Genomic DNA, 13398 nt, shown 5'->3' on the forward strand with positions numbered 1-13398 from the left:
CAGAAATAAAAAACCTGTATCCGATGAAACTTGCCGAACGTATTTATCTCGCGCAAGTCAATGCTTCAATTCTAAAATCTAAAATCTAAAATCTAAAATCTAAAATCGATTGACCGTTTGAGCAGAGTAAATTTGACAAAAAATGCAGAATTATTGCACCTTGTCTGGTGCGCGGCAGCGAACCCTACATTAATCAAATTTGCCTAACTCTTAAGAAAATTTTAGGAAAGATTAAGAATTATTGCCATAAAACCCAGGTAAAGTTGTTTGAATTGCGAGTCAAATGCCAAGCAGGCAAAGCGTTTGAGCATTTCCCAAATGTGTAAATCCTCAGAAACTTAGTATTTCTCAAGGATTCATCCGGTGAGAAAATCAGAAACAACCTTAAAATTTAGCAGTAATCGCCCGATCGGGCAATTCTCAACCAGCATCAGGAAAAATACCTATGAAATTGGCTTATTGGATGTACGCAGGCCCAGCCCACATCGGCACTTTGCGCGTCGCCACTTCCTTCAAAAACGTCCATGCGATCATGCACGCACCGATTGGAGACGACTATTTCAACGTCATGCGTTCCATGCTGGAGAGGGAACGGGACTTCACCCCGGTGACTACCAGCGTCGTTGACAGACACGTACTGGCGCGGGGTTCGCAGGAACGGGTGGTGGACAACATCACCCGCAAAGACAGAGAAGAACACCCAGATTTAATCGTGCTCACCCCGACTTGCACCTCCAGCATTCTGCAAGAAGACTTGGAAAACTTCGTGGAACGAGCTCAATTGGATGCCAAAGGCGATGTATTGCTGGCGGATGTTAACCATTATCGGGTAAACGAACTGCAAGCTGCCGATCGCACTTTGGATCAAATCGTCCAATTTTACATCAACAAAGCCCGCAAAAAAGGCGATTTAGTAGAAGCCAAAAGCGAAAAACCATCTGTCAACATTATCGGTATGTCTACGCTGGGTTTCCACAACCAGCACGACTGCACCGAACTAAAGCGTTTGATGGCAGATTTGGGCATTGAAGTCAACGAAGTTATTCCCGAAGGTGCTTCGGTTCACAACTTAAAAAGACTGCCCCGCGCTTGGTTTAACTTGGTTCCTTATCGGGAATTGGGGATGATGGCCGGGGAGTATTTGCAAAAAGAATTCGGCACGCCGATGATCGATATTACGCCGATGGGTGTGGTAGAAACTGCGCGCTGTATCCGCAAGATTCAGCAAGTTTTGAATGCTCAAGGTGCGGATGTTGATTACGAAAATTTTATTGACCAACAAACTCGATTTGTGTCGCAGGCTGCTTGGTTTTCGCGATCGATCGACTGCCAAAACTTAACGGGCAAAAAAGCCGTCGTATTTGGCGATAATACCCACGCTGCGGCGATGACGAAGATTTTGGCTCGCGAGATGGGAATCCACGTTGTGTGGGCAGGAACCTACTGCAAACACGATGCTGATTGGTTCCGGGAACAGGTAAGCGAGTATTGCGATGAAGTGCTGGTGACGGACGATCACGGGGCGATCGGGGATGCGATCGCCAAAGCGGAACCTTCGGCGATTTTCGGCACGCAAATGGAACGCCACGTAGGTAAGCGGTTGGATATTCCCTGCGGCGTAATTGCTGCACCGATTCACGTCCAAAATTTCCCGATCGGCTACAAGCCATTTTTGGGTTATGAAGGCACGAATCAGTGCGTAGATTTGGTCTACAATTCCTTCACTTTGGGAATGGAAGACCACTTGCTGGAAATCTTCGGCGGCCACGATACCAAGGAAGTGATTACGAAGGGTATTTCGGCTGATTCTGATATGGGTTGGACGAAGGATGGACAAGCTGAGTTGAATAAAATCCCTGGTTTTGTGCGGGGTAAGGTGAAGCGGAATACTGAGAAGTTTGCGCGCGATCGGGGGATTGATAAGATTACCGTTGAGGTGCTTTACGCAGCGAAGGAATCTGTCGGCGCTTAATGATTTGTTGGGCGGGCAAATGCCCGCCTTGCAAAGTTTTGTTTTGGATTTAAAATAAGTTGCGATCGGTTTATGAGCTACAAACTTGATGTGCCGCTATCTCCCAAACTAGAAAAGTATCGCGATCGAATCGAATCAACTATCAAACCCTATATTGAAATTACAATTGAAAACAACGAACCTGCGAACTGGTGGCAAAGTAAATTTGGTGGGTTGCCATACTTACCTAAAGGGTTCGAGTATCCTAAAACTCCTAATGGCGATTGCTTATTATTGCTTGCCCAAATCAACTTTTCTGAAGTACCGCCTCTTGAAGGTTTTCCCGATATAGGAATCTTGCAGTTTTATCTTCCAGACGATCAACTATATGGCTTATCTTTCGGCTATAATGAAGATATTTTTCAAATTTTCTATTTTCCTCAACCAGATTTCAACCTTGAGAATATCATCACCAATTATGATTTTTTGCCCAAATTTGAATACGTGCCTATTTGGGGAAGTTGCAGTTTGCAATTTACTAAAAAGTATGCGCCAATTACCCATTACGATGATGGATTTACAAAGTTTTTAGGAGAAGATTTTTTTAAATTATTTAGAGAAGACGATGAAGTTAGGGACAATTATCTAAATCTATGTGTTCCTCGCGGTCATAAAATTGGTGGCTATCATGGTTCTTTTCAATCAAACGATCCTATACTCGATAGCGAAAGCGATCCGTATAGCCTTTTATTTCAAATGGATGGCGATGCTAATGAGGTAATAGATATTATGTGGGGCAATGGTGGCGTAGGTAACTTTTTTGTCAAAGAATCAGCATTAAAAAAATTGGATTTTAGCGATGTTATCTACGAGTGGGGTTGTTGATGGAGGGTAAAAAAGGCTATGTCGATCGCTATTTCGGAAATTGTCGATCGCGACGCACCCTACGGTATCTGGTAAATTTTTAGTCAGATTCATCTGACGATATTGCTTGATACTCCAAAAGCTGTTCCCCTCGGATAATCCACAATTTACCCGCAACTTCTGCCGCATCCAATCCGCGAATTAATATTTCTACTGCTGCTTGCAAATCTTGCGGTTGCGCTTGAGAAGGCAGACGCAGTACCACAATCCCAGAATAATCAGAAGGATTGTAGCGAAGGCGATTGCCAAACCCCCTATCCAAAGTCACCAAACATCTATCTTCCCTCCGACATATATCAATTAATAATTCATCCGGTGTGGAACTCAAATTTTGTTCCCGTACAGTCGCAACATCATGGCCAGCCAAACGTAACATCGAAACAACGCGGATGCTGCCCAAATTTTCATCAAGTTTTAACTTCACTTTAAAACTACCTTTTTTTCACCCAGAGGAATTTCGACATAATAATCTCTTGCCAACTCAGCCCCATAAGCAATACAAGCCAAAACGTCTTCTCGTTCAATTCCCGGATATTCCTCAAGCAATTCTTCCAAAGTCATGCCGCTAGCTAGAAAGTCAAGAATCAGAGAAACCCAGATGCGATGGCCGCGAATACACGGTTTTCCAAAGCAGATATTCGAGTCGATTGAGATGCGAGACAGTAAATTATTTTGAGTCATGTCTTTTCAATTAGATATTTTCCATCTTCGCGCATATCGGGAATAATTGTATCCCAATTAATCAGTTCTGGATTTTTTACCGATGATGCTTTGACGACTAAAACTCCACCAACATAATGAACTTCGCACTCTTCATCCATATTTGCTGGTTGGCTGTTGCCAGTTTCATCGGGCGGCGAAGCTACTTCCTGCTTTCTCCGCTGCAATAACAGGAAATCAGCAAAGTTGAGGATTTCTTGTAGTTCGATTTCAGAGAAATTTTTCAGTTTGTCAACAATTTGTTCTTGGATAGGTATCACGGCTATTTTTTTCTTGCTTAACACGATCGCTAGATTCATTTTAACACCAGGCAGGAGCGATCGCCCTTTTCAAACAAGCGTGCGATCGCCCACCTGAAAAATTGCTATAATATCAAATGAGCCAACCTTGCTCTCAGTGAAAAAATATGTCAACCCCTACACAAACTCCCCAAACAACCACCCTTGAGATAACTATCAATCAGGAACAAAAAGAACTGTTAGAAAAAGCAGCTACCCTGTGGGGTCTTAGTCTGAGCGAATATCTGCTCGAAGTTGCTCTAAATCTAGCCGAAGAACTGCCACTCAAACCAGAACAGATCGTTCTTTCCGAACCAAATTGGGAAATTGTTACCTCAGCGATTGAAAACCCACCAGAACTTAACTCTAAGCTGAAAGCAGCGATCGAGAGGTATCGGCAAAAATACGATCGCAAATAAATAATGGAATGGATTTTTTGCTCTATAGATGATAGCCGGGTGATTCGGGAGAATTTTGATTGCGGTGTGCCGGAGTTAAATCAGTATCTCAAAAAATATGCCCGACAAAATCAAAGAAAAGGCATTGCTAAAACTTGGGTGGCAATTCCTCAAGACGGTGACGGTCAAGTAGCAGGTTATTATTCAATAAGTATGGCTGCATTACAACTAGAGTTACTTCCTGAAAATTACAGAAGAGGGTTGCCGCGCTACCCCCTTCCAGTCATGCGGATCGGAAAACTGGCAGTAACTCAATCAATGCAGGGTAGAAGACTAGGTGAGACACTGCTAGTCGATGCTTTTAACAGAGTGATTCGTTTGTCAGAAGATATAGGAGTATTGGGAGTGATAGTTGACGCATTGAACGAACAAGCTAAGGGATTTTATTTGCAATACGAGTTCATTGCCTTAGAAGGCGATGAACTTTCACTTTTTATTCCCATGACTAGGATATTAGAAGCTTTTACATAGGTAAAAGACAAAAGTTTGTCTTAGCTTAGAAAAGGCGATCGCCCTCTTTCAACCAAGGGCGATCGCACTTAATCAACTCGCAACCAAAATTAATCAATCGGATCGAAAACTAAGGTCAATCGAGCACCGGGAAGCAGTTGTTTGAGAACTCGCAAATGACCCTCTGCATCAGACCAACTGCGAAAGCGACCGATAACGACCCTTTGTAGATTTGGAAGCAAACGAACAACGATCCACGGTCTGAGACGTTTTTCATACGGCATAATAGGTGTATCTCCTTGTTAATTGGAGCCATAGCCAGTCCTTGCTTTCCACGGCGGGGGACTGGCTTTTGACTTTGCACCTGTGGTGTGCTGTACAAATTGTTGCACAAAAGGCCCTCATTGGTAGCAGAAAATTACTAAAATAGCGTTATAACACCGCGATCGGCGTAAACTTGTATGATTGGGAGCGTTCGCAAACAGTAAATATTGACAGTGAGCAAGCGCGTTCACATCACACTCCCCGACTACATCTATGAATCCTTAGAACTGTGGGCCGATCGGCAAGGTAGACCCACAGCTAGCTTGATAGCTTTTATCGTTGAAACAGCGGTGTTAGAAGCCAAAAAAAAGGGAGATCTACCTTCTGAACCGGAAAAGCCCAAAAGCGACACGTAAAGACTTCCCTCGTGGGTTGCTGGTGCGTGTCGCCCGATCGCACTTATCGAAATTGATGAAAACTAGCATCAGCGCCCGCAGTTGGCGCCCAATATTTAAAATAATTCTCTGTTTTGTCCTCGCGATCGCCTATTAGTGCATAAGTCCTCTCAGCAATCGAAAGTGCCAGTTATTTAATTGTCCGGCGGCTAGTCAGTTGCAGAGAAACTCACAAAAAAATATCATTCTCAGTAACGAACTTTCGACTATACATTCAATCCTATTGTGGGGCGGGCTTCTAGCCTGCCCCTAAAAGCTTATTGAGAATAGTGTCCCATCGCAGGGCAAACGGAAATTGCATCCCAGGATTTCCTCCTTGAGGCCAATGGCGAAAACTGTACTGTTCGATCGCCCTAATCAATCCCACTTACCTAGATTAGACGCATCAACATCTTTTAAAGGAATGACTTATGAACTTCACAGCAAGACTCACACAAACCAGCTTACTCGGTTTAATGCTATTTGCCAGCAATCCAGCGGCAACCTTGGCTTTAGGACAATCGAACACAAGCACTGCACCAACAGCGTCTCGCACTCAGTCTCCGATTGAAACCATACAAATAGCTAATGTATCCACTCCCCAAAAACAGGTTAGAGATTTTTGTGCTCGCAAAAGACAGAAAGTGGAAAACTATTTCGAGACCAGCAACTTTCGGATTTATCTGTGCTACAACCACGCCAATCAACTATATTACTACGGCGTTAAAAAGAGTAACGGCAGCACGATCGCCCTGCGTGCTCGTACTGAAGAGGGGACTGGTTACGTGGCCACAAATGGTGCCTACGATTACATTGTTACAGGAGCTAGCCTTAGTATTTATAACAAAGGCAAACGCATTCTCGAACAACGAGTGATTCGCTCCCTTTAGTATTTAAATGCGATCAGGCTTTAGATCCCCGACTTTTTCAAAAAGCCGGGGATCTAACAGAATATCTGGCTTTTCTGCTGAGGCAGACGAAAGTTTGTCTAATTTAACCTCGAATTCAAATGACCAAGAATTTCTTGATGGTACCCGCCACGTGATTTCTCCGTGGAATCAATCCAAAATCTAAAATCTAAAATCCTCAAGCCCCCGAATTTATCTCGCGCAAGTCAATCCAAAATCTAAAATCTAAAATCTAAAATCTAAAATCTAAAATCGAATGATCGGCCCTTTGCCACATTTGAGTTTGAGGTTAATATCGTTTCCGGTTGCATCGGAATAATAAAATCGAGTCAACAGTTAACACTCAACCATTCAGTTTTTCGACTCACAGTCAACAGTCAACAGTCAACAGTCAACAGTCAACAATAATTCCGGTGCAACCGGAATTGATATAACAGGTTTCAACCACCGAATAATCTCAAAATAAAAAAACCCTCCCCAACAAGGAGAAGGGAGGGTGAAATGACAGTGAGAAATTTAAGTTTTTGCAGCATTAACAATAAGGAGTCACATCTTCGCCACATTCGTCAGCCAAATAACACAAAGCTCGAAAGCGCAGCCCAACCACTTGCTCGTAAAGCGGATTTAACTTGCACAGCGGCGGAATGGATAATAAAGTGCGATCGCCAATTTTGACTTCTCGCTCAAACGGACACTGGCTAGGAATCAACTTACACAGCAACCGTGCCAACTTTTGACTTTTAATTGCAGTGTTATCAAGCCATTGTTTTAGCGGATGCAAGGGGTCAAAGTGTGGCTTTTGACCGTAAGGCTGAGAATTTGTAGCGACATTAACGGCGGTTTCTTGTTTGCCAAATCCTACCCAATGTGGCAGAGTTCGGTAGGAGACTGTATGATCAAATACGTTCATTTTGCTCTCTTCCTCTTTGATAACGAGGTGCCAAGAACTCTCTGTAGAGCTTGTGCGATATTATCTACAATCAGTATCTACAGCATCTCGTTTTGCTTTACCGGATTGAACTTCTTAAATTAATGACTTAGGGCGAGAAAAGTAGTTCCTGATTTTTTTAAAGACGGTGTGCGCTCTAAAAAGTGTCCTCATTTCAAGCCCAACAATTGATTGAGAGGGTAAAAATTCTGTCTTCTACCTTTTAGCTTCAACCTTCGGTTGAGTCTCCTTTTGTTGTTCAATTACAATTGTGACGCATCCAGGTGAATTATCCTATACGTGAAAATGCGGAATTTTTAATAAAACTTATAATATTTCTAAATAAGCTCTGCTGCAAAAAACCCTGAAACATCGACCCAACAATCTTTGCTCGCGATCGCTCAGAAACTTCTACAATGAGAAATAATCGGTATCACCGTCCTCACCACCCATGAGTAACCCAGAAACCAAAGCTATCACCCGCGAATTGCAAAGCCACGCCGCCATTCTCGGTGGCTTCGTCTCCCTCCTCTGGATTATCGAAATTGTCGATGTATTCCTATTCGGAGGCAGGCTGAATGCCTACGGAGTCCGCCCCCGCAACCTCGACGGACTTCAAGGCATCCTGTTGATGCCTTTTCTGCACGGCAGTTTTGCTCACTTAGCCACCAATACCCTCCCTTTAGTGACATTGGGTTGGTTGATCATGCTGCGAGAAATTAGCGACTTTTTTATCGTGAGTGCGGTCACTGTGCTAGTCAGCGGATTCGGAGTTTGGCTGACTGGCGCGCCCTATTCCGTTCACATTGGTGCCAGCGGATTAATCTTTGGTTACTTCGGCTTCTTGCTGCTGCGGGGCTATTTTGAACGCAGCTTTACATCTATTTTGGTATCTTTAATTGTCGGTTTCTTCTACGGCAGTTTAATTTGGGGAGTTTTGCCCTCGCAGCCGGGAATTTCCTGGCAAGGGCATTTCTTTGGCTTCGTCGGCGGGGTATTAACAGCTCAACTTTTGGGGCGGCAGAAACGGCGAATTAGCTAGAATAAGACTGAGGCTGCATCCTATCATCACCTTGGTTTATTGCTCATAAATTATCTAAAAGCGTAGGTTTTTTGTCAATAAACCTGGTTTCTTGTGTAACAATTGCCTCCCGGAAAGCAAGACTAACTGCTGACCAATAATTCAACGCGGGCCGGCAAGCACACAGTAAAAACCGAACCGCAACCTAACTCGCTTTCAACCTGCATATCGCCACCCATCATCACGCAAAAGTGACGGCTAATCGTCAATCCCAAACCCGTGCCGCCATACTTGCGGGTAGTTGATGCGTCGCCCTGCATAAATGCTTGAAATAAATGCTGCAATTGTTCGGGGGGAATCCCAATGCCCGTATCAGCTACGCGAAAAATTATTGAGTCGGAAGGTTCTGCTATTTCTTGAGTGGTTAAGCTGTCATGTTTAACTCTTTCAATACAGAGGGTAATAGTGCCATGTTCCGTAAATTTGGCTGCATTGCTCAGCAGGTTGAGCAATATTTGACGAGTTTTGGTAATGTCAGCATACATCATTCCCAAGTCGTCAGCAACATCAACTTCAAACTTATTTGAATTTTTATCTACCAAGGGTTTGACAGTAGAAACTACCTCGTCAATTAAATTAACCGGGTTGAAAGTTTCTAAGTAAAGTTCCATCCGCCCCGCTTCAATCTTAGAAATATCTAGAATGTCGCTAATTAAAGATAGCAGGTGTTTACCGGCAGTTTGAATTTTTTGCAAGTCGGGGATAAAATCTTCGCAGCCTAAATCCTCCGCGTCTTCTGTGAGCATATCGCTGTAACCAATAATCGCGTTGAGGGGAGTTCGCAATTCGTGGCTCATATTAGCTAAAAAGGCGCTTTTGGCTTGGTTTGCTGCTTGAGCGGTTTGAGCGACTTTTTGGAATTCTTCTGCTAATTTGCGCTGGGTAATATCTTCAGCAATACCGACGATGCGGTAAATTTCTCCGGTTTGGCTGCGGACTGGAAAAGCCCGATCGCGCACCCAGCAAACTGAACCGTCCGAGCGCACTACCCGATACTCCTCATCATAATCGCCCCGCCCCTGTTTCGCAAAAGCAGCCTTGACGCGATCGAGATCCTCCCGGTGAATAGCATCCCAAAAAGCCTCCGGTTCTGACTGCAAACTCTGACAGCTCAAATTCCATATTTTCTCGCAAGCAGGGCTCACATAAACTAGCTGCTTTTGATTGGGTTCTCTAATCCAAAATACCTCATGAATATTTTCTGCCAACTGGCGAAACCGCTCCTCGCTGGCCCGCAACTGCCCCACAGCACTGTGAAATTCAGTCACATCCTGAATCAGCGATGCCACCCCGATAATGCTGCCATCAGCATCAACCAAGGTCGTATTGTACCACTCGCACAGAATAATTTTTCCGTCTTTTCTGATGTTCTCGTTAATACTACTAATTCCTCCTTGATTAGTGAGCAAAGTTATAGATAGTTGCCGGACATACTCCTTAGCATTTTCAGGAACTATGAGATCGACTCCGTGGCGTCCCATTGCTTCCAAACGGTTGTATCCAAAAATTCTTTCCGCTGACAAATTCCATTCCGCTACTTCAAAGTTTAGATTCCATTCAATCGCACCCAAAGGAGTTTGGTGAAGATGGAGAGCCAGTTTTTGCTGGGATTTTTTCAGAGAAATAATTAATTGATTTTTGTCGGCGATCGCAGATTCCACCCGATCTTCGAGAGTAGTAAACGACTCTTCCAATTGAGCGGCCATCATATTAAAAGAGCGAGCCAGGACACCCACCTCATCCTCTCGCTCTACAGACGCCATCAAGCGGGAATCTACCGCCATCCCGTCCCATTCTCCCCGGGACAAACCCTCCGCAGCCTTGCTCAGACGCCGAATCGGTACAACAATCCACCTAGAAGTCAGAGCGCCAATCACCGTTGCCAGCACCAAAGCACCCAGACACATCACCACAGTATACCGAGTGTTGGCATTAATCCTTTCCATAAAATCGGCTTCAGGAACCGTCACCACAATCAACCAGTCGAGGCCCCTGCTGTCTAAAAGCGGCGTCACCTGTAGAAATTGCCGTTGACCGTCGATCGTAAAATCTAACTGGCGAGATCTGTCAATTTTGTGCAAATCCCCGAAGCGTTCAGTCAAATAGCGGGCGGTCGATCGAATGAGAACATTCTTGCTGCTCGTTGCCACAATCCGTTTCGCAACACCATTGCTAACAATAAATGGCGGTTCCAGAGTAGAATTTGCCACCAATTGCCCAGACCTTTCTACAATAAAAGTCTGTCCTGATTTGCCAATTTTTAGAGTTTCCAAAAATTGATTGAGCTTGGAAAGCGCCAAGTCAGAACCCAAAATGCCAATCAGTTTACCATCCTCGCCATAAACTGGTTGAGCCGCCGTAATCGCTAGTTTGGGAGCGTCAAAATAATTATAGATTTTACTCCAAGTCGGTTTTCCTGCACGCACCGGAGCTATGTACCAAGGTCGGAGGCGGGGGTCGTAGTTGAGAGTAGTTTTTAATAGTTTGGTTGGTTCCTCCAACTCTGACAGCCCGTAGCTATGCAAATTATAGCCAGTAGATTGATTAGAAATCTGAACTTGCAACTTGCCGTCGTCGAGGCGTTCCACTCCAATAAAATCTTTTTCTTCGGATGCAAATTGAATGTAGCTAATTTTATCAAAAATTTTGATTTGTTTGTAGAAGTAGCGTTGCAAACTATCACTATCCTGCACGTTCACAATGCCAAGACGGATGGCATCGAGATTGAGCTGATTGATTTGGTGTGGCGTTTCAATATAACTGTTAATATGTTGCTGGATACGCGATGTGACTTCTGTCCGCAGTTGGGCGGCAACATCGTTGACGGCTATGCGCCCGTTCCGCAACGACAGCCACCCCGTCAACCCTACAGCAGCGAAAGTCTGGAGTGCAAAAGGTACAACAAGGACGATGCGAATTGGCACTTTGCGCGACATTTTTAAAATCGGGTCTGTCAGATATTTGATTGGCATGGTAAAGCAGAACTATTATGAACCCACAACATTCCGGTCATTCGATTTTAGATTTTAGATTTGAGATTAAAGAATTGACACCACGGATAAATCCGGGGGCTTGAGGATGCAAGGATTTTGGATTTTGGATTGATTCCACGGATAAATCACGTGGCGGGTACCACCTTTGAAATTATTGGTCATTCGATTTTAGATTTTAGATTTTAGATTTTAGATTGACACCACGGATAAATCCGGGGGCTTGAGGATGCAAGGATTTTGGATGTTGGATTGATTCCACGGATAAATCACGTGGCGGGTACCATTAAGAAATTATTGGTCAAGTACAACTTGATGAGCGCAGGTTTTGAAGTTGAGATGGTTTTAGTAGGCAAAGTGCTGTTAAGAGTTCGGAATCTGCCGCTGGCAACTGAATTTTTAACGACTGCCACCGCCATCTTAGCGCGATCGTCCGCTTGGGGAACATTGGCGATCGAGATGAATGCAGTATCAATCCTGGACTCACTCTACACGCTCATCCTATTATAGATTTGAGATTAAAGAATTAAAGAAGTAGGAAAGACTGATTCTGTAAGGGCTTGGAATTTGTCTGCCGTTGCATTTTTTTGGGAACTGGTATCTCAAACCAGGTTTTTTTAGCGTTTTGGCGGTCTGCAACGAACTATTTTCGTGAAAAACAACCGATGGATAGCCGCCCGTGCGTCCAGCACTAACTATTTTTCCACTCATGAGGCGCGCTAATCAAACCAATAGAGTTTTTGGTTGACTCATGTCTGAAATGACGTATTTTGGCGTTTCAACCCGGTTGCTGCGTCAGTTATATTTGACCGATAGCGCGATCGAAAGTTATAAGTTTTGACAGTAAATTTAATTGATATCTCCACAAGCAGCTACTTTTGATAGAGTACAACTTAATTGCGACTGGGTAAAATAAGGATAGTAGGATGCAACTAGCGGAGGCATGGATGATGAACGCAGTTATTGCTACTCTTGGCACTGCTCTCGGACTGAGCTCAATTTTTATCGGTTTGACCCCGGCGGTTCTCGCCCAACAAAGACTGCAACCAACGCCCCAATATTCGGAAACGACTTTATCGGGGGACTCGTTGAGGACTGTGGAGGACAGAACCTTAGACTCGGACTACCACAACTTGATTGGTGAACCAGAAACGGCGGCTAATTCTGCTAGAAGGGAAAGCAGCTTGGGCGACACATTTCGCCTCAAAATCGAGGGCCCATTGGAATTTATTACTACTCCTTCGGACGCCCAGCGTCAAGGAAATCCTTTACCTCCCAAACAAACCGACAGCGGTACAGAAGCGGGAGTTCAGCTTCAGCTAGGACTTTAGCAATTTTAAATGAATTCATGGGAAGCGAGCGATCGCGGAACCCAATTTTTGATTCTCGCAGTTCTTGTGACTGCGATCGCTTTTTTCTCTTAATTTTATCACAAGTTTTGTGAGGTTTCCATCACACAAGGTTCTCTATTGTGAACCTAAAATTAGAGCACTTAAACTTCCGATACAGACTGATTAGCTACATATCTTTACAATAGCGCATAAAACAGGCGGTGAAGGTGATGAGAAAGGCTCAACTGATCGATTATTTGCGGGGAGAGTTGGCAATATCGAATTCTGCCATCGCCGTTGCTCTCCGACACGGTGAACAAGATGCCAGCGAACTGCCGATGGTTCTGTGGCAGTACGGGTTAGTGACACTGGAACAATTAAACCTGATTTTTGATTGGATGGAAGCTCAGCCAACTTAGCAATTTAACTAATGCGAATGGGAAGTCCCGCGCTCTACCGAAGGTGAGCGTCGGGATGAAAATGAGTCAGAAAATAAATTGAGCGACAGCGAATCAATATCGTTTTTGTGCACTATGATATTTTTACCGGTATTCTGCACTCCTGATAAATGTATAAAGCTTACAAGTACAGAATTTATCCCACAGATGAGCAAGATGTCTTGCTGGCAAAGTCTTTTGGCTGTGCGAGATGGTTCTGGAATTATGCTTTGAATCTGTGTCA

The 13398-nt window shown here is 44.1% G+C and carries 16 protein-coding genes; 11 read left to right on the top strand and 5 right to left on the bottom strand.

What is annotated here, in order from left to right; genetic code table 11:
* The first annotated feature begins 445 nt into the window (after window positions 1–445).
* Together bchB and QUB39_RS20240 are read left to right on the top strand one after the other, a co-directional pair.
* On the top strand, window positions 446–1972 hold the full coding sequence (bchB, locus tag QUB39_RS20235) for a ferredoxin:protochlorophyllide reductase (ATP-dependent) subunit B (protein WP_333200846.1): 1527 nt from the start codon (window positions 446–448) through the stop codon (window positions 1970–1972).
* Between the two features lie 72 nt (window positions 1973–2044).
* On the top strand, window positions 2045–2836 hold the full coding sequence (locus QUB39_RS20240; protein ID WP_333211637.1) for a DUF1963 domain-containing protein: 792 nt from the start codon (window positions 2045–2047) through the stop codon (window positions 2834–2836).
* A gap of 79 nt (window positions 2837–2915) precedes the next feature.
* Here the strand turns inward: QUB39_RS20240 and QUB39_RS20245 are convergent, their stop codons facing one another.
* Genes QUB39_RS20245 through QUB39_RS20255 form a run of 3 tightly spaced genes read right to left on the bottom strand, consistent with a single transcriptional unit; the run spans window position 2916 to window position 3855 of the window.
* Window positions 2916–3299, bottom strand: coding sequence for a DUF5615 family PIN-like protein (locus QUB39_RS20245; RefSeq protein WP_333211639.1), 384 nt, complete (start codon window positions 3297–3299; stop codon window positions 2916–2918).
* The gene (locus QUB39_RS20250) at window positions 3296–3556 is read right to left on the bottom strand and encodes a DUF433 domain-containing protein (protein ID WP_242723171.1); all 261 of its coding nucleotides are present in this window, start codon (window positions 3554–3556) and stop codon (window positions 3296–3298) included. The genes QUB39_RS20245 and QUB39_RS20250 overlap by 4 nt, the downstream gene beginning before the upstream one ends.
* Window positions 3553–3855, bottom strand: coding sequence for a hypothetical protein (locus QUB39_RS20255; protein WP_333485140.1), 303 nt, complete (start codon window positions 3853–3855; stop codon window positions 3553–3555). Before QUB39_RS20255 ends, QUB39_RS20250 begins: the two co-directional genes overlap by 4 nt.
* A 146-nt stretch (window positions 3856–4001) precedes the next feature.
* On the opposite strand from QUB39_RS20255, the gene QUB39_RS20260 reads away from it, so the two are divergent.
* The 4 genes from QUB39_RS20260 (at window position 4002) to QUB39_RS20275 (ending at window position 6369) form a co-directional block, all read left to right on the top strand.
* Window positions 4002–4292 (top strand): DUF1778 domain-containing protein, encoded by a 291-nt coding sequence (locus QUB39_RS20260; protein ID WP_333211643.1) that lies wholly within the window; start codon window positions 4002–4004, stop codon window positions 4290–4292.
* A 3-nt stretch (window positions 4293–4295) separates the two neighbouring features.
* Window positions 4296–4802 (top strand): GNAT family N-acetyltransferase, encoded by a 507-nt coding sequence (locus tag QUB39_RS20265; protein ID WP_333211645.1) that lies wholly within the window; start codon window positions 4296–4298, stop codon window positions 4800–4802.
* A 476-nt stretch (window positions 4803–5278) separates the two neighbouring features.
* Window positions 5279–5461, top strand: coding sequence for a ribbon-helix-helix domain-containing protein (locus QUB39_RS20270; RefSeq protein WP_015178554.1), 183 nt, complete (start codon window positions 5279–5281; stop codon window positions 5459–5461).
* A gap of 449 nt (window positions 5462–5910) precedes the next feature.
* Window positions 5911–6369: a hypothetical protein gene (locus QUB39_RS20275; RefSeq protein WP_333211647.1), complete on the top strand. Its 459-nt coding sequence runs from the start codon at window positions 5911–5913 to the stop codon at window positions 6367–6369.
* Between the two features lie 550 nt (window positions 6370–6919).
* Here QUB39_RS20275 and QUB39_RS20280 read toward each other — a convergent pair.
* Window positions 6920–7297: a Mo-dependent nitrogenase C-terminal domain-containing protein gene (locus tag QUB39_RS20280; RefSeq protein ID WP_333056619.1), complete on the bottom strand. Its 378-nt coding sequence runs from the start codon at window positions 7295–7297 to the stop codon at window positions 6920–6922.
* Window positions 7298–7766: 469 nt separating this feature from the next.
* Between QUB39_RS20280 and QUB39_RS20285 the strand changes: the two genes are divergently transcribed.
* Window positions 7767–8357: a rhomboid family intramembrane serine protease gene (locus QUB39_RS20285; protein WP_333056621.1), complete on the top strand. Its 591-nt coding sequence runs from the start codon at window positions 7767–7769 to the stop codon at window positions 8355–8357.
* Window positions 8358–8479: 122 nt separating this feature from the next.
* Here QUB39_RS20285 and QUB39_RS20290 read toward each other — a convergent pair whose 3' ends face one another.
* Window positions 8480–11368, bottom strand: coding sequence for a PAS domain S-box protein (locus tag QUB39_RS20290; RefSeq protein ID WP_333211649.1), 2889 nt, complete (start codon window positions 11366–11368; stop codon window positions 8480–8482).
* Between the two features lie 291 nt (window positions 11369–11659).
* On the opposite strand from QUB39_RS20290, the gene QUB39_RS20295 reads away from it, so the two are divergent.
* The 4 genes from QUB39_RS20295 to QUB39_RS20310 form a co-directional block, all read left to right on the top strand.
* Window positions 11660–11896 (top strand): hypothetical protein, encoded by a 237-nt coding sequence (locus QUB39_RS20295; RefSeq protein WP_333211652.1) that lies wholly within the window; start codon window positions 11660–11662, stop codon window positions 11894–11896.
* 416 nt (window positions 11897–12312) lie between these two features.
* Window positions 12313–12717, top strand: coding sequence for a hypothetical protein (locus QUB39_RS20300; protein ID WP_333211654.1), 405 nt, complete (start codon window positions 12313–12315; stop codon window positions 12715–12717).
* 230 nt (window positions 12718–12947) lie between these two features.
* Window positions 12948–13136 carry a DUF2949 domain-containing protein gene (locus QUB39_RS20305; RefSeq protein ID WP_333056627.1) on the top strand — a complete coding sequence of 63 codons (189 nt, stop codon included), beginning with the start codon at window positions 12948–12950 and terminating at the stop codon, window positions 13134–13136.
* A 149-nt stretch (window positions 13137–13285) separates the two neighbouring features.
* On the top strand, window positions 13286–13398 hold a 113-nt coding region (locus QUB39_RS20310), incomplete at its 3' end, for a helix-turn-helix domain-containing protein (protein ID WP_333342661.1).

The organism is Microcoleus sp. AT8-B5 (assembly GCF_036705565.1).
Taxonomy (GTDB): domain Bacteria; phylum Cyanobacteriota; class Cyanobacteriia; order Cyanobacteriales; family Microcoleaceae; genus Microcoleus.

What these genes read in the sequence shown, in the direction of transcription:
- bchB (WP_333200846.1), top strand. Translation starts at nt 446, where the DNA reads ATGAAATTGGCTTATTGGATGTACGCAGGCCCAGCCCACATCGGCACT.
- QUB39_RS20275 (WP_333211647.1), top strand. Translation starts at nt 5,911, where the DNA reads ATGAACTTCACAGCAAGACTCACACAAACCAGCTTACTCGGTTTAATG.
- QUB39_RS20290 (WP_333211649.1), bottom strand. Translation starts at nt 11,368, where the DNA reads ATGCCAATCAAATATCTGACAGACCCGATTTTAAAAATGTCGCGCAAA.
- QUB39_RS20285 (WP_333056621.1), top strand. Translation starts at nt 7,767, where the DNA reads ATGAGTAACCCAGAAACCAAAGCTATCACCCGCGAATTGCAAAGCCAC.
- QUB39_RS20300 (WP_333211654.1), top strand. Translation starts at nt 12,313, where the DNA reads ATGCAACTAGCGGAGGCATGGATGATGAACGCAGTTATTGCTACTCTT.
- QUB39_RS20305 (WP_333056627.1), top strand. Translation starts at nt 12,948, where the DNA reads ATGAGAAAGGCTCAACTGATCGATTATTTGCGGGGAGAGTTGGCAATA.
- QUB39_RS20250 (WP_242723171.1), bottom strand. Translation starts at nt 3,556, where the DNA reads ATGACTCAAAATAATTTACTGTCTCGCATCTCAATCGACTCGAATATC.
- QUB39_RS20265 (WP_333211645.1), top strand. Translation starts at nt 4,296, where the DNA reads ATGGAATGGATTTTTTGCTCTATAGATGATAGCCGGGTGATTCGGGAG.
- QUB39_RS20260 (WP_333211643.1), top strand. Translation starts at nt 4,002, where the DNA reads ATGTCAACCCCTACACAAACTCCCCAAACAACCACCCTTGAGATAACT.
- QUB39_RS20280 (WP_333056619.1), bottom strand. Translation starts at nt 7,297, where the DNA reads ATGAACGTATTTGATCATACAGTCTCCTACCGAACTCTGCCACATTGG.
- QUB39_RS20240 (WP_333211637.1), top strand. Translation starts at nt 2,045, where the DNA reads ATGAGCTACAAACTTGATGTGCCGCTATCTCCCAAACTAGAAAAGTAT.